Annotated in this window: 19 protein-coding genes; 6 read left to right on the top strand and 13 right to left on the bottom strand. The window is 61.4% G+C overall.

Annotated elements, in window-relative coordinates:
- Positions 1 to 45: 45 nt before the first annotated feature.
- Positions 46 to 669 carry an NAD(P)H-dependent oxidoreductase gene (locus tag R3F72_RS08470; RefSeq protein ID WP_087720546.1) on the bottom strand — a complete coding sequence of 208 codons (624 nt, stop codon included), beginning with the start codon at positions 667 to 669 and terminating at the stop codon, positions 46 to 48.
- Between the two features lie 165 nt (positions 670 to 834).
- On the opposite strand from R3F72_RS08470, the gene R3F72_RS08465 reads away from it, so the two are divergent.
- The 3 genes from R3F72_RS08465 (at position 835) to R3F72_RS08455 (ending at position 2,697) form a co-directional block, all read left to right on the top strand.
- The gene (locus R3F72_RS08465) at positions 835 to 1,737 is read left to right on the top strand and encodes a LysR substrate-binding domain-containing protein (RefSeq protein ID WP_303856657.1); all 903 of its coding nucleotides are present in this window, start codon (positions 835 to 837) and stop codon (positions 1,735 to 1,737) included.
- A gap of 155 nt (positions 1,738 to 1,892) precedes the next feature.
- Positions 1,893 to 2,099, top strand: a complete 207-nt coding sequence (locus R3F72_RS08460; RefSeq protein WP_332779423.1) for a DUF2795 domain-containing protein — start codon at positions 1,893 to 1,895, stop codon at positions 2,097 to 2,099.
- Between the two features lie 85 nt (positions 2,100 to 2,184).
- Complete coding sequence (locus tag R3F72_RS08455; RefSeq protein WP_071232359.1) at positions 2,185 to 2,697, top strand: ferritin-like domain-containing protein; 513 nt, start codon at positions 2,185 to 2,187, stop codon at positions 2,695 to 2,697.
- A 207-nt stretch (positions 2,698 to 2,904) separates the two neighbouring features.
- Here the strand turns inward: R3F72_RS08455 and R3F72_RS08450 are convergent, their stop codons facing one another.
- Positions 2,905 to 4,077, bottom strand: coding sequence for a zinc-dependent alcohol dehydrogenase (locus R3F72_RS08450; RefSeq protein ID WP_087720270.1), 1,173 nt, complete (start codon positions 4,075 to 4,077; stop codon positions 2,905 to 2,907).
- A gap of 164 nt (positions 4,078 to 4,241) precedes the next feature.
- Positions 4,242 to 4,961 (bottom strand): SRPBCC family protein, encoded by a 720-nt coding sequence (locus R3F72_RS08445; RefSeq protein ID WP_087720271.1) that lies wholly within the window; start codon positions 4,959 to 4,961, stop codon positions 4,242 to 4,244.
- A gap of 334 nt (positions 4,962 to 5,295) precedes the next feature.
- Here R3F72_RS08445 and R3F72_RS08440 point away from each other — a divergent pair, with 334 nt between their 5' ends.
- The gene (locus tag R3F72_RS08440) at positions 5,296 to 5,595 is read left to right on the top strand and encodes a hypothetical protein (protein ID WP_071232362.1); all 300 of its coding nucleotides are present in this window, start codon (positions 5,296 to 5,298) and stop codon (positions 5,593 to 5,595) included.
- A gap of 81 nt (positions 5,596 to 5,676) precedes the next feature.
- Here the strand turns inward: R3F72_RS08440 and R3F72_RS08435 are convergent, their stop codons facing one another.
- From R3F72_RS08435 to R3F72_RS08405, 7 genes are all read right to left on the bottom strand, one after another.
- Positions 5,677 to 6,204, bottom strand: a complete 528-nt coding sequence (locus R3F72_RS08435; RefSeq protein WP_332779422.1) for a YciE/YciF ferroxidase family protein — start codon at positions 6,202 to 6,204, stop codon at positions 5,677 to 5,679.
- A gap of 449 nt (positions 6,205 to 6,653) precedes the next feature.
- On the bottom strand, positions 6,654 to 8,432 hold the full coding sequence (locus tag R3F72_RS08430; RefSeq protein ID WP_332779421.1) for an alkaline phosphatase family protein: 1,779 nt from the start codon (positions 8,430 to 8,432) through the stop codon (positions 6,654 to 6,656).
- 22 nt (positions 8,433 to 8,454) lie between these two features.
- Positions 8,455 to 9,102: an enolase C-terminal domain-like protein gene (locus R3F72_RS08425; protein WP_332779420.1), complete on the bottom strand. Its 648-nt coding sequence runs from the start codon at positions 9,100 to 9,102 to the stop codon at positions 8,455 to 8,457.
- Positions 9,099 to 9,602 carry a hypothetical protein gene (locus R3F72_RS08420; RefSeq protein WP_332779419.1) on the bottom strand — a complete coding sequence of 168 codons (504 nt, stop codon included), beginning with the start codon at positions 9,600 to 9,602 and terminating at the stop codon, positions 9,099 to 9,101. Before R3F72_RS08420 ends, R3F72_RS08425 begins: the two co-directional genes overlap by 4 nt.
- 60 nt (positions 9,603 to 9,662) lie before the next feature.
- Positions 9,663 to 11,189: a tripartite tricarboxylate transporter permease gene (locus R3F72_RS08415; protein WP_071232366.1), complete on the bottom strand. Its 1,527-nt coding sequence runs from the start codon at positions 11,187 to 11,189 to the stop codon at positions 9,663 to 9,665.
- A 1-nt stretch (position 11,190) separates the two neighbouring features.
- Positions 11,191 to 11,628, bottom strand: a complete 438-nt coding sequence (locus tag R3F72_RS08410) for a tripartite tricarboxylate transporter TctB family protein (RefSeq protein WP_322528469.1) — start codon at positions 11,626 to 11,628, stop codon at positions 11,191 to 11,193.
- 50 nt (positions 11,629 to 11,678) lie between these two features.
- Entirely contained in the window at positions 11,679 to 12,608 is a 930-nt protein-coding gene (locus R3F72_RS08405) for a Bug family tripartite tricarboxylate transporter substrate binding protein (RefSeq protein WP_332779418.1), read from the bottom strand.
- 639 nt (positions 12,609 to 13,247) lie between these two features.
- On the opposite strand from R3F72_RS08405, the gene R3F72_RS08400 reads away from it, so the two are divergent.
- Positions 13,248 to 14,267, top strand: coding sequence for a LacI family DNA-binding transcriptional regulator (locus R3F72_RS08400; protein WP_332779417.1), 1,020 nt, complete (start codon positions 13,248 to 13,250; stop codon positions 14,265 to 14,267).
- A 216-nt stretch (positions 14,268 to 14,483) separates the two neighbouring features.
- Positions 14,484 to 16,619 (top strand): TonB-dependent siderophore receptor, encoded by a 2,136-nt coding sequence (locus R3F72_RS08395; RefSeq protein WP_332779416.1) that lies wholly within the window; start codon positions 14,484 to 14,486, stop codon positions 16,617 to 16,619.
- A gap of 173 nt (positions 16,620 to 16,792) precedes the next feature.
- On the opposite strand, the gene treA is transcribed toward R3F72_RS08395, so the two are convergent.
- From treA to R3F72_RS08380, 3 genes are all read right to left on the bottom strand, one after another.
- Positions 16,793 to 18,451, bottom strand: coding sequence for an alpha,alpha-trehalase TreA (gene treA / locus R3F72_RS08390; protein WP_332779415.1), 1,659 nt, complete (start codon positions 18,449 to 18,451; stop codon positions 16,793 to 16,795).
- A 187-nt stretch (positions 18,452 to 18,638) separates the two neighbouring features.
- A complete protein-coding gene (locus R3F72_RS08385; RefSeq protein ID WP_087720282.1) occupies positions 18,639 to 19,901 on the bottom strand; it encodes a D-mannose isomerase in 1,263 nt (420 codons plus the stop codon).
- A 99-nt stretch (positions 19,902 to 20,000) separates the two neighbouring features.
- Entirely contained in the window at positions 20,001 to 20,864 is an 864-nt protein-coding gene (locus R3F72_RS08380) for an SDR family oxidoreductase (RefSeq protein WP_332779414.1), read from the bottom strand.
- Positions 20,865 to 20,983 lie beyond the last annotated feature (119 nt).

The raw sequence follows: 20,983 nt of genomic DNA, 5'->3' as shown, positions 1-20,983 counted from the left end.
AGGCTGCCTTCGTGTCACGCGCTAGGTTCTCAGGGAACGCAATTCTCAGGCGGATACCGAATCTCGTGTCTCGGCCACCGGCGCTTCGGCCCGACCGATCACGCGTTCCAGATGCTCGCGGTATTCCGCCTGGTAGCGTTCGACTTCCGGCGCCTTGATCACGTCGTTGGCGATGAAGCTCGGCAGCCCGGCCAGCCCGACGAATTCCTGCGACTTGTGGAAGGCGAAGTAGACACCGTCGACGCCGAGGCCTTCGAAGAAGTTGCCCGGCTCGTCGAACGCTTCGATCGGCGCGTTCCAGGTCAGCGACAGCATGTAGCGACGCCCCTGCAGCAGCCCGCCGCTGCCGTACTGCTTGCTGGGATCGGTGCGCGTGCGCCCGTCGCTGGCATAGAGAGAACCGTGGCCGGCGGTGAACACTTCGTCGATGTAGCGCTTGAGGGTCCAGGGCGCGCCCATCCACCAGCCCGGCATCTGATAGACGATGACATCGGCCCAGAGATAGTTCTGCACTTCGGCGTCGATATCGTAGCCCTGCTCGATCACCGTCTCGCGGAGCTCGTGGCCCAGTTCGATCAGCGTGTGCCAGGCGATACCGTGCAGCGTATTGTTGAGCTCGCCGCTGGAATGGGCAAACGGCTTGCCGCCATTGATCAATAGAATCTTCATCGTTCGAGCGTTCTCCGTCGCGATCTTGAATGCCGCACCCCGGTGTTTCTCTGGCGCAGCGCAATGGCACCATTGTGGCGACAAACCGCAATGGATAAACCACGCTGGCGACAAGTCACTTTTGACTTAAAATCAATAACCGTCCGATCTCGCTGGGAGGCGTCCATGAAAAGCACGCTCGAGGAACAGCTGGCGTTCGTTGCCGTGGTCGACCGGGGTTCAATCACGGCCGCCGCCGAGGGGCTGGACATGACGGTCTCCGGCGTCAGCCGCGCGCTCAATCGTCTCGAGCGCAAACTGGGCACGACGCTGTTGCGACGGACGACGCGACGGCTGGAGTTGACCGAAGAAGGCGAGACGTTCCTCGGCCACGTGCGGTCGATTCTCGCCGCCGTCGACAGCGCCGAGGAAGCCATCGCCCACCATCAGGACCGGCCCCAGGGGCGGCTTCGCATCAACGCGGCGCCAAGCTTCATGCAGTTCGTGCTCGTGCCGGTGATCGGGGAATTCCATCAGCGCTACCCCGGCATCGCGCTGGAGCTCGACACCCACGACCGCTTCGTCGATCTGCTCGAACAGCGGGTCGATCTCGCCATCCGTATCGGCGAGCTGGAAGACTCTTCACTGCACGCTCGCCCGCTCGGCAATAGCCCGCTGCGACTGTTGGCGAGCCCCGAGTACCTGACGCGCCGCGGCGTCCCCCAGAGCGTCGACGATCTCGCCCACCACAGCCTGCTCGGCTTCAGCCAGCTGGACCATCTCAATCGCTGGCCGCTGCTCGACGGGCGCGGCGAGCCGTTACATGTCAGGCCGACGCTTTCCGCTTCCAGCGGCACGACGCTGCTCGAACTCGTCATGGCGGGCGAGGGCATCGCCTGCCTGGCCGACTACGTGACGATCGCCCCGCGCCGGCAAGGCCTTCTCGTCGATATCCTGCCCGATCAGACGCAATTCCAGACCCAGCGCATCAATGTCGTCTACTACCGCCAGACCGCCCTCTCCCAGCGCGCCCGGCTGTTCATGGATTTCCTGGCCGAACGGCTGCCGGGACGGTATGTGAGCGCGTGACCGCGAACGACTTCACTGCCCGAAATCTCGCCTGCCCCTACTCCTCGCCACGTCGTTAACCCCCGTCAATCCAGCGCGCGGTTCTCGCTGGTATGCGGTCGGCCGCCGACTAAGCTCGATAAGTGACAAGCATGAACCTACAAGGAGTATCGATGATGACTCGAGGTCTCGGAGGCCAATCCCCGGCCAATATCTCCAACTATCTCGGTGGTATCGATTTCCCGGCAGGCAAGAACGATATCGTTGAGCACGCCAAGAAAAATGGTGCGGAATCCGACGTCATGAAAGTCGTCGAAGCCTTGCCCGAAGGCCAGTACGAAAACATGGCCGATGTCATGAAAGGCGTGGGGGAGGCCGAATAAGCCGGACGGCTTCGATTCAGGGATGCGTAACCCAACGATGGCCTTCGTTCGACTACGAGGCCGGTAGTTTTCAAGGAGATGAACGATGAGTAGCGATCCCATGCAACAGCTTCATTCATGGCTCAAGGACGCTCATGCCATGGAAGAGCAGGCCGAGCAGATGCTGACCGCCCAGGCCAAGCGTCTGGAGCATTATCCGAAATTGCAGGCGCGCATTACCCAGCATATCGATGAAACCAAGTCCCAGGCCGCTCGGCTCGAGGAGTGTCTGGAGTCGATGAATACCAGCACCTCGACGATGAAAGACCTGGGCGGGAAGTTCGCCGCGATGGGCCAGGCGATCGGCGGTTCCATGGCGCCCGACGAAGTGGTCAAGGGTAGCGTCGCCAGTTACGCCTTCGAGCACTTCGAGATCGCCAACTACCGTGCGTTGATCGCTGCCGCCGATCAGTTGGGTGAGATTCGTATCAAGGAAGTCTGCGAAAGCATCCTCCAGGAGGAGCTGGCCATGGCGAAGTGGCTGGAAGACAACCTCGACGACGTTACCCGTGCCTTCCTCGCCCGGTCGGAAAGTGACGAACTGAGCGGTAAACGGTAAACGGTAAACGGTAAACGGAAAAGACAGATATTGCTGGCTTGTCGAACCGAGGCTCAACATCATCGTTGAGCCTCTTTCGTTGGTGCCTTTCCCAGAGTTCCTGATTTGCCGGGCTTACTCTATGGCCTCTGACCTCGAGCTTTATGACCTCGAGCTTTATGACCTCGAGCTTTATGACCTCGAGCTCTATGACCTCGAGGCTTGGCCTCAAGGCTCAAAGACGACACGCAGGCAGTCGTCGCTCTTGTGCTTGAACATGGCGTAGCCTTGGGGGCCCTCTTCCAGCGAAGCGGTATGGGTCATGAGGTAGGAAGGGTCGAGTTCGCCGGCCTGAATGTGTTCGAAGATCCGTTCGACATAGCGCTGCCCCGGCTGCTGGCCCGATTTCATCGTCAGCGCCTTGTTGACGACCGCGCCGATCGGGAACTTGTCCATGAAGCCCGCGTAGACGCCAAGCACGGACACGGTCCCTCCCTTGCGACAGGAGTGGATCGCCTGGCGCAGCGCCGCACCGCGTTCCGTCTGCAGCCGCATCATCTGCTTCGTACGGTCGTAGACATCTTCGAGCTTGTGTTCGGAATGCGCTTCCATGCCCACGCAGTCGATGCATCGGTCGGGGCCGCGCCCGCCGGTCAGGCTCAACAGCGCATCATGAATGTCATGCTGGGTGTAGTTCAGCCCGATCGCCCCGCCCTGCTTGCGAGCGAGGTGCAGCCGATCCTCGAAGCGGTCGATGGCGATGACCTGCTCGGCGCCCATCAGATAGGCGCTCCGAATGGCCATCTGCCCGACGCCACCGCAGCCCCAGACGGCGACCGTGTCGCCCGGTTCGATATCGGCGATGTCGGCGCCGTAATAGCCCGTGGGAACGGCATCCGAGACGAACAGCGCCTTCTCGTCGCTGATGCCTTCCGGCACCTTGAACAGATTGACGTCGGCGAACGGCACCCTGACGTAGGTGGCATGGCTGCCGGCGTATCCGCCGAATGCATGGCTGTAGCCGAAGATGCCCGTACAGGCGTGTCCGTAGAGTTCCTGGGTGAACGTGGGATTGGGGTTGGAGTTGTCGCAGCAGGAAAATTCCTGACGCTGGCAAGGCTGACAGTCGCCACAGCCAAGGATCGAGATCGCGATGACCCGATCCCCACGGCTGAACTGGGTCACCCCGCTTCCTGCCTCGACCACTTCTCCCAGAAACTCGTGCCCGAGCACGTCGCCGGCGTGCATCGTGGGTACGTAACCATCCAGAAGATGCAGGTCGGAGCCGCAGACGGACGACAGCTTGACCCGAACGATGACGTCACGGGGGTTGATCAATTCCGGATCGGGCAACGTCTCGACGCTCAGCCGATTGGTGCCTTGCCATGTCAATGCTCGCATGAAGACTCTCCTTGTTCCTGTTCGGCCTGTGCCACGTCCCGCGGAACATTCATGATCGACAAGGCCAGCCGACGACAGGCTTCGTCTGAAAGCGGGGCGTGCCTTGACAACGTCTGGTGGTCCACGAATTCCTGGACAAGCCCGATTTTCCAATCTCCCAAATCTCAGGTAAACGGCCGCGATGCCGTGATCTCGCCGGTTTCCATCTTCTGCTTGAAGCGCCGGAGGTTGCGGTGCAGCCAATGGGAAGTGCCGCCCGATCCCTTGTCGGCCAGATAGCCCAAGTGGCCTTTGGCGGGTTCGTAGGTCACGTAGCACTGGACTTCCGTCCCGCCTCTGCCTGGCGCGTCCTGAAAACGCACCCAGCCGGAAAACGGCGGCAGAGCTTCCGAGTCGGAGACCCACTCGAGGAACTCCCCCTCCCGATCGTCGACGAGACGCACGAGAAGCTGTTTCGCGGGGTCGCTATCCAGGATCCAGCGTGTCGTCCGATCGTCGACCTGCTCGATATGCATGGCGGGCGTCAGGACTTCGGCCAGCTTGTCGGGCGCGCGCCAGAAACGGTAGAGCTCATCGCGAGGCTTGTTGACGGTCACGCTGTGCGAGACCACCCTGGCCGCCTGCCAATGATGCGCTTCGGCCACGTGCTTCTCGTAAGGAGAGGCCGAGAGTGCGCCCTTGAGCCGACACTCTCCCTTGATGGCCCGATAGACCAGCATTCCTGACAGGATGGCCTGCCCCCAACCCATGAGGCCGCCTTTTCTCAAACCGCCTGCTATCCCCCACAAACCACCGCCCAGCGAAGCCCAGCGTTCCACGCCAGTGACCGGAGCCATATCCTGCTTGCGGGTATGCGAAAGCGTATGTCGCGCTTCGGAAGACATCGAATTTCTCCCTTTTCAGCCGGATCGCGGTAGGTCGCGGTCACGGTCGACGATAGTGCCTGTTGGCAATGTTTAACGTTAGCCGATCGCCAATCCCGCGAGCGCACCGATGCCCGGCGGCGTTAAAGCACATCAAATCCGATCGCAGAATCCCGATCGCGAGGCAACGTCAAGGCAGCGTCAACGCTTTGACAGGTATCGATTAGCGCAGATAAACAACCGCGGTTCATCGTACCGAAGGAGTGCTTCTCGACACCCGAAAAAAGGGCTATGTTGAGAAAGCAGTTGTCTGAGGAGAACTCATCCACGAACGGATTCGGTATAGGTTACCAACATGGAAAATGAACGTAGCGCTGTCTATGACGGCGAAAGTCGGTTGGTAGGTAATGTCATCAAGGAAAACGGTACGCAAAACGTATTGATGGAAACCGAGGAAGGCACCACTTACCGTATTCCGATGGAAAAGCTGACTCGCCATGACACGCACTGGGTCTTGAACGATCCGGTGGATCACTTTCCTGCCGTTCCTTCCGAGCAGGAAATGCAGGCCCGTGTGGACGACATGAGCGCGGACAGTTTCCCGGCGAGCGATCCACCCAGCTTTACGCCCGGCAAGCCGGATATCGAAAGATGATTTCTTTCGGATGGAAACCGCTTACTGAAACCTCAAAAAAGGCCCTCGCCATGAGGGCCTAATCGATCCGGAACTCGAGACTTATCCCGCTTTCTGATTCACGTTCTGCTTGGCCAGCTTGGAGAGCTTGTCATCGGTGGCCTTCTCTTCCTTGAGCGTCTCGGCAAGGATATCTTTGGCTTCGGTATAACCGAGCTGCTCAGCCATTGCGCACAAGGTGCCATAGGCGGCAATTTCATAGTGCTCCACCTTTTGAGCCGCACCTATCAAGCCTGCGTCCAGAACGGGGCCTTTCTCCGCATTATCGATGAGTTCTTGAGACTCTTCGATCAGACTCTCCATGACATAGCACTTGGTGCGCTTGATTCGAATATCAGGAATCGTATCCGCCACTTTCTCGAGCCGTTCCACCTGCCCGCGGGTTTCTTCAAGGTGTTTTTTGAAGGCTTCCACCAGCTGATCGTTATCGGCGGCACGTGCCAGCTTGGGAAGTGCGCGAGTAATTTGCTTTTCTGCACTATTGACGTCAGAAAGCAAGTGAATAAAAAGATCGTTAGCGCTTTTAATGACCATATCGAAACTCCATTGGATTGACCAAGCGATAGCCATGATCGGTTTCGCGACAATGCTTGCGAAACTGATAGCCAAAGGCTCACTCGCTTAGTTGATGCATTCCATGCTTCTCGTTGTGCAATTGGCAATCGCCAAGCACGACCTAAAGGTAGCAGCTCCTGCCAAACGACAAAGCCTCGTATCAGGTTTTCTATGTAACCAATGTAGAGGCGAGCCGTTGGCGTCACCGGCTAGCCAATAGGTCAATGTATAGTCATAAAAGAGAAGTGTTTATCGACAAAAACTCCCATGAGTTAATGTCGATAAACTCGACTAACGAAAAGCAGCGCACACGCGGCCGGGTTGTTCAGGATGAGCGAGTATTATTGATATCCATTAACCTTGGCGCCGCGTAAAAACAGACTGGACGCAATGCGAGGCGTCTTTCCATCGCTCAACTCGAGACGCCTCTTCCTCCATGAGCAGCCGTTACGTTCAGTGATGAATCAAGCCGGGTCCAGCAGCGCAGTCAACGGCTTGCCGTCCAGCGAGTCGGTGGGCAGGCCGAGCAGCCTGGCGAAGGTCGCCCCGGCGCTGTCCATGCGTTGAATGCCGCGAGCCGTATCGAATGGCAACTCGACACCGCCACGAATCCCCAAGCCATGGAAAAACGCCACGCCGTGATTGGAAGCGAACGCGGTGCTGGCGGTAGGCACCTGCGGGCCGTGGTTGGCGCCGGGGGTAACGAGTTCGGCCACCGTATCGCCGCGTTCGTTGGTGCCCCAGACGAACCCGGGGGCGTAGGCGAACAGCACGTCACCCATCAGCTCGCCCCAGTAGCCCAGCGGGCTGGCATCCTGCTTCTTGAGTGCCAGAGCGACCACGTTGCGTTCGCCGCTTGTCGTCTCGACGTACCAGGTGGTCAGCGCCTTGAGGATGCGCGTCTGTACCCGCTCGATCTCGGCTGTCGGCACGAGATTGCGATTGACGAAGATCTCCAGTCCGCCACGCTCGTCCTTGAGAAACGCCTGGCTCGCGGCGACGTCGGGCTTGCCTTCGCCATCGATCGTGCACAGGTCGAATTCGGCCAACCGCCTGTGGATATCACAAAGGTGGCTATTGGGCACGTCGCCGTGATCGGAGGCGAGCACCACCACCGTGTCGTCGTCGCAACCGGCCAGCGCCCGGCCCACAGCGTCGTCGAGAATGCGGTAGGAATGGCGGATCACCTCGAGATAGCGATCGCGATCATTGGCTGTGTAGAACTTGGATTCGGGATCGCATTGCGCCAGACAGGTGTGATGAGTCTCGTCGTTGAGCCGGAAGACCGTGGCAAAGAGCTGGAAGCCTTTTTCGTTGAGTAGCGTCAGGGCACTGTCGACCAGCCACTCGAGCTGATAGCGCCCTTCCTCGAAGCTGGTCTCGAAGTAGCGTGTATCCGGGTCGGCGGAGACCGCCCATTTGGAAATGAACGGGCCATGGCGCTCGATCAACCGCTGGGCCACCTCGGGTTGCCCGCTGGCGGACGCGGGCGCGGTCACCTGGGATTGCAGCAGATCGATTCTGCCGCTGGCGGCGTCGAAGTCGAGCAGCTTGAAGCGTATCGCCGTGCGCTTACCTTCGAGTTCGAGCGGCAGCCATTCGCTCCACTCACCGACGCTCAGGCTGGCCTCGCCGTCCGCCAGGGTGAGCCGTAGACGTTCGCCGTTCGGGCTCAGCGTTACCGGCACGGGCTCGCCACGATGCGCGGGAATCAGCGCGACGAAGCCGTCACCCGCACGCTCGACGGCAAAGCGATTGTGCTTCTGGTGATGGGCCAGCGTGCCGGTGGGCGGCCACCCCAGGGCTTCGGTCTGGGGTGTATTGGTCCACTGATCGAGATGGGTGCTGTGCAGGCACGCCGGGGCGAGCTCCATCGGTGCCGGGCCGCTACCGCTCCAGAACGGGGCGAAGCAGAGATCGTCGGAGCCTGTCGGTTTGAGGCTCTCGGGAAAATGCACCAGCGCCGCTCGTTGCCCCGCGGCGCTCATCAGCTCCAGCAGATGTTGCGTGCCGCTGGGCGGCAGTCGCTGGCCGACCCAGCTGGTGCCCGGCGCCTGGCCGGTCAGAAACGTCACGAAGTTGGTATCGCCCCAGGTCGAGATGTAGGGCAGCAGCCGCGTCGAGCCGCCTTCGTCACGCAGGCGCTGGATGTTGGGCAGCACACCCTCGGCGCAGAAGCGCTCGACCAGCTCGGGGATCAAGCCGTCGACGCCCAACAGCAGGATTTTACGGTTCTGACTCATGCGACTCTCCTGTGGGCACGGCTTAGCGGATGGTGTAGTGATCGATGATCGAGCGGTCGATATCGACTCCCAGGCCGGGCTTGTCGAGTACCTCGACGCAGCCGTTGGCATTGAGCTGGAATTCGCCGCCGATCAACTCCTGACGGAACGGATGGGCGGACTGATCGTATTCGAGCATGGGTTCGTCGGGTGTCAGCGACAGCGGTTGCGGCGGAAGCGTGGCGATGAACTGCACCGCTGCCGCCAGCCCGATGCCGGTTCCCCAGACATGGGGAATCAACGGGACGTGCCAGGCCTGAGCCATGGCGGCGATCTTCTGGCACTCGGTGAGACCGCCGGCGGCGCCGAGATCCGGCTGGATGACATCCAGCACGCCTTCGCTGATCAGGTCGCGATAGCCGATCTTGGTGTACTCGTTCTCGCCGGCGGCAATCCAGGTGCGAGAGATGCCCTTGAGCTCGCGATAGCCGTGACGGTTCTCCGGGCTCAGCGGCTCCTCGAACAGATGTACCCGTGTCTCTTCGAGTTCCATCAGAATGCGACGCGCCGCCGGCACGCTGTAGGCGCAGTTGGCATCCATCATCAGCGCGATGTCGTCACCCACCGCTGCGCGCACCGCGCGCATGTCGCGGATGTCCGCCTCGATGCCGAAGCCGGTCTTGAGCTTCATGCCCGGTAGCCATTGGCTTGGTGACGCAGCGCCTCCTCGACCACCTCTTCGGGATACTTTCCGCCTTCGCGACGATAGAAGCCGGTGGCGTAAGGCCGGATCTCGTTGCGAAATGCGCCCCCCATCAGGCGATGAATCGGCTGCCCCAGCGCCTTGCCGGCGAGATCCCACAGCGCGATGTCGATCGCGGCGATGCCGAACAGCGCCGCCCCTTTCTGACCGTAGGGCCGGGTGTGGTTGTACATCGTCTCCCACAGCACTTCGCGGTCGAAGATCGAGCGGCCGATCACCAGCGGCTTGAGCGCATGCTCGACCATCGCCTGGGCGACCTGCGGCGGCTGCAACCCGTGATTGATGCATTCGCCCCAGCCCACCAGGCCGTCATCGGTATGAATTTCCACCAGCATTGCCGTGCGCTGATGCACCCAGCCCTGAGAGAAGGAGAAAGGCTGCTCCAGCGGCGCGGCCAGCACGTGGGTCTTGAGGTCAGTAATGATCATGGCAAGAAATCGCTCTGCGGGTAGTATCGGCGAAGGAAGAAAAATCGAAGGTGTCGATGCTCATGCGCGGCTACTCGAAGGCGATACGGGCTCGCGTCGGGCTGCGATCTTCGCCCGCCAATCGAGCACGCCCGCCACCGTCGTCCAGACCAGGAACAGCCCGATCAACGCGAACAGCGTCGTGGCGATGCCGCTATGGGTGAAGAACGAGAAGAAGTCGCCGCGCGAGATCAGAAGCCCCCGGCGTAGCGAGCTTTCCAGCTCCGGCCCCAGCACCATGCCAATGACCAGCGGCGCCAGCGGATAACCGCCGCGTCGCAGCACGTAGGCGAGAATGCCGGTCAGCGCCGCGACCACCAGATCCAGCGGATTACCGCGCACCGACACCGCGCCGATGAAGCTGAACATCACGATGCCACCCATCACGAAGCCCAGCGGCAGCTTGAACAGGTAGCGGAACAGGCCGATGGAGGGTTTGCTGAGAACCAGCATGGCCACGTTGACGATGATCAGCACCACGAACAGCGCATAGACCGTCTGCGCCTGGTCGACCATCAGACGAACGCCCGGCGTAATGCCGTGGATCACCATCGCGCCCATCATCATCGCCGTGACCACATCGCCGGGAATGCCCAGCGCCAGGGTGGGGATGAAGGCGCTGCCGGTCACCGCGTTGTTGGAAGATTCCGAGGCGATGATGCCGTCGGGCTCGCCCTTGCCCAGATTGGCCCGCCGCGGCGACAGCTTCTGGGCCGCGGCATAGCTGATGAAGGCCGCTGCTGCCGCCCCGGTGCCCGGCAGCGCGCCGACGAAGCTGCCGATGAACGAACCCCGCACCAGTTCGATCAGACGGCGGCCGATCTCGCGCAGGTTCGGGAAGCGCAGCCGCGCCTCGGGAATGGTCGTCGCCTCTTCGTCTCGCGCCGAGAAACGCACGAAAACTTCCGACAGCGCGAAGGCCCCCACCACCACCGGGATCAGATCCAGCCCGGAGCTGAGCGCGTAGGTGCCGAAGGTGAAGCGGTCGGCGCCAGTGATCGGGTCACTGCCCACCGTCGAGAAGAAGAAGCCCATCATCCCGCAGACCAGCCCCTTGAGCAGGCTGCCGCGGGAAATCCCGACGATGCACAGCATCGCCAGACAGACCAGCGCGAACACCTCGATCGAGCCGAAATTGACGGCGAACTTCGCCAGCTGAGGGGCGCAGAAGATCAGCAGCACGCAAGAGAGCACGCCGCCGAAGAAGGAAGCAAAGGTGGCCCAGCCCAGCGCTTCGTCGACGCGGCCCTGCTGGGTCATCGGATAGCCATCGAAGGTGGTCGCCGCCGACTGCGGCGTGCCGGGGGTATTGATCAGAATCGCGGTGATCGAACCGCCATAGACCGAGCCGCAGTAGACGCCGATCAGCAGCGCCATGCTGGTAATGACATCCATGCCGAAGGTGAACGGCAGAAAGATCGTCAACCCGACCACCGACCCCAGCCCGGGCAGGCCGCCAATGATGATGCCTGCCCAGGTGCCGATCACGATGGCGAGCAGCGCCTGCCAGGTGAAGGCATCGTTGATTGCCGCCAGAATCACATCCATCTCAGATCACTCCATTCGTGAGCAGCGCCGGCAACCGGATCATCAGCACGTGGTGAAACAGGAACCACAAACCGCCACCGATCACGATCGTGCCCAGCAGCAGCGGCAATGGCCGCCGGATACGAAACAGCCATAGCGTCAACGCCACCAACGGCAACGCCGGGATCAGAAAGCCGAGACTCGCCGTGGCAATCGCCGCGATCAATATCGCCGCCATCAACAGCGGCAGAGGCGTCAGCGTCACGCGTTTCACCGGGACGCGGCGGATCAACTCGCCGATCAGGATCGCCAGCGCCACTACGCACCAGATCGTCAGCACGATGCGGGGGACCAGCATGGCGCTTGCCGGCCCCTGCCACGCGGTGATCGAAAGACCGGCGCCAGCCAGCAACAGGGCCAGCGCGGTCAATACTCGAGGATGGATCAAGAATGCGAACATGGGACCGCGGCTCCTGAGAAATCGAGAGAACAAGAGGTCGAAAGAACGGGTTACGGCGTCAGGCCAGCGTCCTTGAGCACCTGCTTGTTGGCCGCGAAGCGCTTTTGCACGAACGCCTTGAACTCATCCGGTCCGAGATAGGCGATATCCGCCTTGGCCTTGTCGGCGAATGACTTGAACTTGTCCGATTCCACCGTCGCCTTGCACGCCTCGGCATACTGCTGAGTGCGCTCCTCGGAAATTCCCTTGGGCGCGACGACGCCCTGCCAGACGGCGAAGTCCATCTCCGCCAGGCCGAGTTCCTGCATCGTCGGCACGTCGGGATAACCCTCTACTCGGTTCTCTGCAAAGACCGCCAACGGGCGCAGGTCGTAGTTTTCGAGGATGGTCTCGGTATCGGCCATGATCTGAATCTCGTTGCCGGCAAGCGCATTCATCGCCGGGCCGGAACCGCTGTAGGGCACGTGCTCCGCCTTGAGATCGCTGTTGACCGTCAATGCCGCCATGGCCAGATGCGGCAACGTGCCGGGGCCGGAAGAGCCATACAGGAAGGGGTATTCCTGCGACTCCTCGACCAGTTGCTTGAACGACTCGATATCGGAAGACTTCGAGACCATCAGGAACATCGGGTTGGAAACGGTGCGGCAGATATAGGTGAAGCTGTCCGGGCCGTAGGGCAGCTTCTTCAGCGAGGGCTGGATCGACAGCGCACCGGCGGGTTCATAGCCGATGATGTTGGGATTGCCTTCGCTATTGGCGACCTCCGCCGTACCGACTGTTGCGCTGGCGCCGGCCACGTTACGTACCACCGAGGTGACACCCAACCGCTGCGAGAAGATCGGCTCGAAGCTGCGCGCGACGATGTCGGTGGCGCCACCCGCCGAGAACGGCACGATGATGTCCAGATGATCGGCGGCCATCGCCGAATGGGTTGCGCCAATCAGCGCAAGGGCGGCCAGCGAATAACGCAATGTTGTCATGGTTAGCTCCATTTTTCGTAGCGCTGCGAAAACGGCGGAAAACAGAACGCATGGCTGACGTCGTCAGACTTGTGTGCGCTCTTCCCGAGCTGATTCGAACTCTTGCTCTCGCCTAAGCCTTTGGGCGAATAACGGATGCCCGCCGAGATGGACTAGAATCGTAGCGCTACGATTTTGACCGGACAATCTTTGCCAATCGTCCATTCGTCGTAGCCTTAGACCAAAGGACAAGTAGCCGCGCCGACACGGCAGAGCGTCGCTTCAACCCGGACCGCAGCCGGCGAGAAAGACGAAACCTCAGCGTGGACTGGATACACTAGCTCTGTCTGAAAAGTCGGCGAGCGATAGCCAGACAAGGCGCAACGACTTTAGGGAGTAACAGCCGAAGGCTGACCCGAAGGGTGAGCGTAGCGAATCAAAATCGGCGAAAAAGGACCGGGCTGGCGTCCCAGTTTACGCGGAGTAAATGAGCATTTTGAGTCGATTTTTAACGCCGTATGGGTGAGCGCAGACATTTTTCAGACAAAGCGTAGCGAACGGCATCGACACGAAAGCACAAGACATTCATACGTTATCAGCGAGACACCGGGTGCGAGGACCGATACACCCCGGTGATCGCGAAGGAAGGGGCCAGAAGCCATGGCAAGAAGCAGACGCAGTTCCCAGCGCGTGACCATGGGCGAAGTCGCCCAGTTGGCCAACGTTTCGCCGAGCACGGTATCGCTCTACCTGCGTCGTCCCGATGAGGTCTCCCCCCGGCGCGCCGAGAAGATCCAGTCGGCCATCGACCGGCTGGGCTATCTGCCGAATACCATGGCTGGCGGGCTGGCCTCGTCGCGCTCCAACGTGATCGGCGTGCTGGTGCCGACCATCACCAACTCGTTCTTCTCGGAAACGCTCGAGACGCTGGAGCGCCATCTGCGTAGCGCCGGTTATCAGCTGTTGATCGGCAATACCGAGTTCGACGACTCCCGGGAAGAGGAACTGATCCGGTCGATTCTGAGCTGGAACCCCGCCGGCCTGGTGCTGACCGGCTTTCTGCACAACCGCAAGTCGCTGTCGGTGCTCGCCAGCAACGACACGCCCATCGTCGAAATGTGGGATTACGGCCAGCCGGGGCTGGATATGATCGTGGGCTTTTCGCATCACACCTGTGGCCGCCTGGTGGCCGAACACATGTTGCGCCAGGGCCGGCGCCGAATGGCCTTCGTCAGCACCAACTTCCAGCGTGACGTGCGCGCCCGCGACCGCTATCACGGCTTTCGAGACGCGGTCGAAGCTGCCGGCGGCACCGTCGAGCTGCGCGAGCTGAGCGGACGCAGCCATGCCGAGGAGACCGGCCATCTGACCCAGGCACTGATGCAGGCCCACCCCGAGATAGAAGCCATCGGCTGCTCCAACGACATGGTGGCGCTTGGCGTACTGTGCGAATGCCAGCGCCAGGGCTGGGAGATCCCCGGCCGGCTCGCCCTCGCCGGCTTCGGCAACCTGGACTTCACCACCAGCACCGTCCCGCCGCTGACCACCGTCGAGCCACCGCGCCGGGAAATCGGCCAGCACACCGCCCGACTGCTGCTGTCACGCCTCAGGGGGGAACTGCCGGAAAGCGATAAACGGCTGGACCTGGGGGTGAGGCTGGTGGAGCGGGAGAGCGCATGACGATCCGGGGTGTGAGGCAACATAGTGGATCGACGCCTTACGCGGCAGTGGCTGCGCAAGATTCTACAGCATCGCATAGCCAATCATGAACGCGAATGAAATTGAGAAGAATTATCATTATTGACTGATAGGTGTGTCCTCCGGATAATCCTCGAGCCCGCCATAAAAAAACCGCGGGTATATAAGAAGAGATCATTCACTTTCGGGGACACCACGATGAGCGGTCGCAATCGCACGATCGTGAGCCGCGAGAAACCGTCATGGTGTCATCACACCACCACGGCGATTCTCTGCGGTTCAGCACTATTCACCATTCCCGCGCTCGGAAACGCGCAGCAGACAGGGAGCGACGATGGGGCGTACCGCCTATCTCCCGTTATCGTCAACGCTCAGGCAGCGCCTGACGACGACGCCGATACCGTCGTAGCGCGGGAGCTTTGGGTAGGCGGGAAGGTCGCTACCAGCATTCAGGACACGCCCGCTTCCGTCTCGGTGATTACCCAGAAAGAGATCGAGCAGCGCGACGCCCAGACTACCGAGGAGGTTCTGCAATACACCCCCGGGGTCATCACTGACTATTACGGTACCGATGACCGCAACGACTATTTCCAGATTCGCGGCTTTCAGGCCACGACCTATCGCGACGGGATGACGCTGGGCTCCATGCGTGGCGTGCGTGAAGATCCATACGCCTACGAGCGCATCGAGGTGCTGCGCGGCTCGAACTCGACGCTGTTCGGCCCCGCCGACCCGGGCGGATCGGTCAACTTCGTCAGCAAGCGACCACGATTCGAGCGCTTCGGCAACGGCTTTCTCTCCTACGGATCGTTCGATCACAAGGAAGCCGGCATCGATGTCGGCGATGTCCTGGACTCAGGCCAGACACTGGCCTATCGCTTCACCGGAAAGATTCAGGACAGCGACCGAGAGTACGATCACTCGAAGGATAACAGTGGTCTTTTGATGGGCGGCCTGACGTGGGAACCGACGGATCAAACCACGGCAACGCTGATCGTCGACTATCTCAACCGAGACGACACGCCCAATAGCGGCGGCTATCCGCTCGACCGAGAGTATGACCGCGACGACTTCTTCGGCGAGCCCGGCTTCAACGATCAAGACGTCGATCGCACTAGCATCACCGGCCAGCTGCGCCACGACTTCGAAAACGGCCTGACGCTGAGCACGAACCTGCGTTATAGCGATCTCAAGGATGACTTTCAGTACGTCTATATTAACGATGTCGCTGCGCGCACCAGCACGGTGGTGAACCGAGACTATTTCGGTACCGATACCGAAGCTCACGAGTTCATCGGCAATACCATCCTGCAGTACGATGCCAGCTTCGGCGAGATCGACAGCAGCACCCTCGGTGGTATTGAGTACCGCGACGCCTCGACTGATAGCCAGTCGATCTACGGGAATGCGGAACCCATCGATATCACCAACCCGGTTTATAGTGGCGGTCCCGAAGACCTGACGCCCTACCGGTACGAAAACCAGGATTACCAGACTCGTTCGGTCTTCCTGACGCAGAATCTCTCTTTCTATGATCGCTTCGTGGTCAGCGCCGGCGTACGCAACGACTCGATGGATCTCTCGAGCGAGGGGGAATCCTACGGCGCCGCTTTCGACGACAGCGACGATTTCTCGGAGACCACCGTGCGTGGCGCACTGACCTATATCGTCAACGACGAACTCTCCACTTACGTCAGCTACGTAGAGTCGGTCGCACCGCCCACCATTGGCGTCACACCGGAGCGCGGCAAACAGCAGGAGATCGGCCTGAAATACTCGCCCGACGGGATGAACGCCCAGTTTTCTGCGGCGATCTACAACCTGGAAAGAGACGACGTGACCATCGCCGTAGTGCAGGACAATGGCGCCATCGACCAGCAAACCATCGGAACGTCCCGGGCGCGCGGTCTCGATCTCGAGGCCAAAGCCGAGCTGACCGATAATCTGAGCATCGTCGGCGGTTACTCCTATCTGGATACGGAGGTCGAAGAGGGCACGCTGCGTGATGGCACCTCGATCAAGGGCAACGATTTCGCCATCGCTCCGAAACACACCGCCATGCTCTGGGGTTACTACACGCTGCCGGGCGAGAAGATGAGCGTCGGTCTGGGCGCCCGCTATACCGATGGCTACTACTTCGACGCCGCCAACACGTCGAAGAGCGATTCGGCGACGCTGTTCGACGCCGCCTTCGACTATCGGATCGTCCAGAACACCGACTTCACGCTCAACGTCAGCAATATCTTCGACGAGCAGCACGTCGTCGGCTCCGGCACGGCCAACTATTACAATCCTGGCCGCGAGATCCGGGCGAAAGTCAGCTACCACTGGTAACGCCAACGATAGCGTTTTAACGTCCTCGAGCGGTCGAGATCGCTCGGGGGAGTGCTTGTAGCTTTGCCGTATACGTCGCCTTCGGATTTCCAGTTACAGCGACGCTGCCGAGCGTGCTGACACACAAAACGGCCGGACCTTGTGGCCCGGCCGTCTTCAATGGCGAGACTTGGCTACTGGCTGGCTTGCGACGGATAGCGGTGCATCAGATCCAGCAGGACGCCGTTGGTCCAGCCGAACCCGTCGACGACATCATATTCACCGCCGCCGCCCACGGCGGGGTCGACCACGTCGTATTTTTCGACCAGCTTGCCGGTCTGTTGGTAGACCGCGCGATTGGTTTCGATCCAGCGCCGGGCGATGGTTTCGGCCAGGTCGTCGTGTCCGTAGCGGTCGAGACCGGAAACCGCCAGCCACTGCAGCGGCGCCCAGCCATTGGGCGCATCCCACTGTTCGCCGGTGTTATGCGTGGTGGTGACCATGCCCCCGGCGCGCAGCAGCTCGCGCCGCACCGTCTCGGCCGTGGCATCGGCCTTGGCCGGATCGGCGACGCCAAACGCCAGCGGATAGACCATGGCCGCTGAAATGGCATCGGTCAGATGCCCCTGCCGCCAGTCGTAATCGGTGTAGTAGCCCCCGTCAGGTTGCCAGAAGACCCGGTTGATCGCGCTTCGACGTTGTTCGGCCAGCGCCTCGAAGCGTGCCGCCTGGGAGTCATCGCCCTGGACCCGCCATGCATGCGCCAGGGTGCGTTCGAGCTGGTACAGCAGCGCATTGAGATCCACTGGCAGGATATCGCGGGTCTCGATGGTGGTCTGGTGCTGGCCATCGGCCATCCAGCGCGAGCTGAAGTCCCAGCCACTTTCGGCAGCGGCTCGTAGATGGCCGTACAGTTCGGGAGCCGGCCGGTCGCTACGCGCGGCCAGCTCGCGTTCGGCGGCGTAGGCTTCCGGCCGGGGCCAGTTCTCGCTTCCGTGATAGCGATTGAGCAAGGTGCCGTCGGCCAGTCGAACCACGTGCTCACGTACCTCGCCGGGGCCGATTTCATCGGCGCCGCGCATCCAATAGTCGTGTTCCCGCATCAATTCGGGCAGATAGCGGCGATAGACGGCTTCTCCGTCATGCTCCGCCAGCAGCGCTACCATCGGAGCGAAGAACGGCGGCTGACTACGCGTCAGAAAATAGGTCCGCGTACCGTTGGGCACGAACCCGTAGGTGTCGATCAGCCAGGCGAAGTTGTCGACCATGTCGCGCACCAGGTCGAAGCGGTCGCTGCGCGCCAGGCCCAACATGGTGAAGTAGCTGTCCCAATAGAACATCTCATTGAAGCGCCCGCCCGGTACCACGTAGGGCTCGGGCAGCGAGACCAGACTGCTCCAGGGGCCTTCGTCGGTATCCGCTGGGTCCCGGGTCAAGTAAGGCCACAGGTTGACGACGTGGGTCTCGATCGAGGTATCGGCCGCCTCGCTAAGGCGCGTTTCGTTCTCCGGACGCGGATCGAAGTTGGCATCGACGAAGGCTTGCAACCGGGCCTTGTCGATTTCCCCTTCCTGCTGCTGCAGCCGTTCGAAGTCGGCCACGATAGCCGCGGGGTCGCGCTTGGGAACCAGATCGACCACCGACTTCCCATCCGGATAGAGCTGCGCCATGGCGACGGCCTTCATTACCGGCCCCCAGGTACGATCCGGGGACTGCCTGGCGGTCTTGGCAGGCGCCTCTTGCACCGGTTCCCGCTCGATGCCCTGCGTGCCGCAGCCGCCCAGCAGCAGCGCTGTCAGCAGTAACGTGGTCCACCCCAGCCTCATCTGCCGATAATTCCCAAGCCATTCCATTGTCGTTCTCCTCACGGCCATGTGTCGGAAGTCAGTATCGGAAGTCATAGCTAGCCAGACTTCAGCGACGAAGCCCATGCCGCTTTCGAGGTATGGCGTCTGTCCGAATGACAAACGCCCCGATCATGAATCGAGGCGTTTCCAAGAGTGGAGATTCGAATATCCCCAGCGGTTACAACGCTCCGTGTTACAACGCTCCGTCGGCGATGGCTCTGGCCATGGTGGGAGACAGCGGCAATCTGGGCAGCAGCGTTGCCTGATAGGCATGATAGAGATCCGCCTTGCCGCTCCAGATTTCGCTGGATGGGTTGTTGTGGCGGTCGAGTTCCTGCCACCAGCTGCCCCGTTCGCGATCGATCAGAAAACGATCGATGTAATCCCAGAAACGGCGATACCAGGTTTCGTAGGTTGCGTCGCCGGTACGCTTGAGCAGCGCCGCGGCCGTGGCGGCGGCTTCGGCCAGCGTCCAGTGCATGCGCTCGTGAACCACCGGCTGGTTTTTCCAGTCGTGAGTGTAAATGAGCCCTGGCTCGCCATCGACGTTCCACGCCAGCTCGGTCGCGCTATGGAACAGCCCCTGCGCATCCTCCAGCAGCCAGCCCGGCGCCGCTTCGCCATGGCGCAGCAGCCCGCCTTCGAGATGCAGCATCAGCCGCGCCCATTCGAAGGCGTGACCAGGCGTAGCGCCGTAAGGTCGGAACTGATCCTTGGGTGTTTCCTGGTTGTAGTCGCGCCATTCGTTCCACTCGCTGTCGAAGTGCTCGACGACACGATAGTCGTTGGGCCTGGCGTGGGCGTGAATGATCCTGTCGACGATGGAGAGCGCCCGCGCCCGCCACTTCGGCTCGTCGAGAACGTCGGCGAGTTGCAGGAAGGCCTCGGTCGAGTGCATGTTGCTGTTGCCGCCGCGATACGCCTCGTCTTCGCGCCAGTCGCGGGAAAACCCCTCACGCATGCGCCCTTCGTCTTCGGACCAGAACCGGGTCTCGATCACGTCGATGATATCGTCCAGCAGCGGCTTGGCGTCTTCGTTGCCGGCTTGCCAAGCGCTGGCCGCCGCCAGCGCGACGAAGGCGTGAATGTAGGCCTGCTTGGTCTGCGTTTCGCCCGCCTTGGGCCGTTCGCCATACCAGCCGCCGTGCTCATCGTCGTGAAGCTCGCCTCTCAATGCCGCGACGCCGTGTGCCACCAGCGGTGCCATGCCGGGCTCGCCACGCATAGCGGCCAGCGCGAAACAGTGCGTCATGCGGGCAGTGATCATGGTGTCGGGGTTGGCATCCGCCGGCAGTCGGCCGTCTTCGTCCAGCGCCGCAAAACCGCACTCGGCATGGCGCGAGGCGCGATAGAACGCCAGCAGGCGCTGGCCTTCGCTCTCCAGCCAGTGATGATGTGCCGGCCGATCCAGCCAGCTGTCCTGACGTGGCGGCAGATTGTGAGTCGTACCTGGCATGTTCGGGGCCTCCTTTTGCCCGAGAATTGCTGTTGGTGCTCGAAGACCCTGGGCGATTCCCGAGCAGGGCTCCATGACTTTCGATCTTTTGGTGACCGCTCAACCGTTGACGATCATGCCGCCGTTGGGGTGTAGCGTCTGGCCGCTGATGAAGGACGCGTCCAGCGATGCCAGAAAGACATAGCACGGCCCCAGCTCGGACGGCTGCGCGGCCCGCCCCATCGGCGTGTCGGAACCGAAATCTTCCAGCATCTGCGGATCATGGGCACCCAGGGTGGCGGGTTGCAGCGGTGTCCACACCGGGCCGGGCGCGACCGCATTGACCCGGATACCGCGCGCTACCACCTGATTGGAGAGCGAACGGGTGAAGCTGATGATCGCGCCCTTGGTGGCGGTGTAGTCGACCAGGAAATCGGGCCCGATATACGCATTGACCGAAGCGGTGTTGATGATCGAATCATCTTCTCCCAGGTACGGCAATGCCGCCTTGGTCAAATAGAACATGCCGTGAATGTTGGTGGCGAAGGTCTGTTCCCACTGGTCATCGTCGAGCTCGGTAAGATCGGTGCACACCTGCTGGGTGCCGGCGTTGTTGACCAGAATGTTGAGCCCGCCGAAGGTGTCGACGGCCTGCTGGAGCGCCGAGCGGCAGAACGCGGCATCGCGAATGTCACCGGCAATCGACAGGCAACGCCGTCCTTCCGCCTCGATCAGACGCTGCGTCTCTCTGGCGTCCTCGTCCTCGCTGAGATACATGATCGCGACGTCGGCGCCCTCGCGAGCGAAGTGGATCGCCGCGGAACGGCCGATACCGCTGTCGGCGCCGGTCACCAGGGCGATCTTGCCCTCCAGCTTGCCGCTGCCGCGATAGCCCGGGCGGATGAACTCCGCCGGCGGCTGCATCAAGCCTTCCTTTCCGGGTAGTGACTGCTGTTGCGCATGGATTTCGGTCTTCTTGACCATCTGGGCCGCTCCTTGGCTTCGGGTTGGATACACTGACTGAATCGAGTCATCCGCGATGCAAAGCGAACGCAAGAGCGATTGCCCATGAGCGTAGCTTTGCTACGCGACGCTATCGGTCT

The sequence above is a fragment of the Salinicola sp. 4072 genome, assembly GCF_036663415.1.
In the GTDB taxonomy this organism is placed as follows: domain Bacteria; phylum Pseudomonadota; class Gammaproteobacteria; order Pseudomonadales; family Halomonadaceae; genus Salinicola; species Salinicola salarius_A.
Note: the sequence above shows the minus strand (reverse complement) of the source record. Positions and strands in the feature narration are given on the sequence as shown.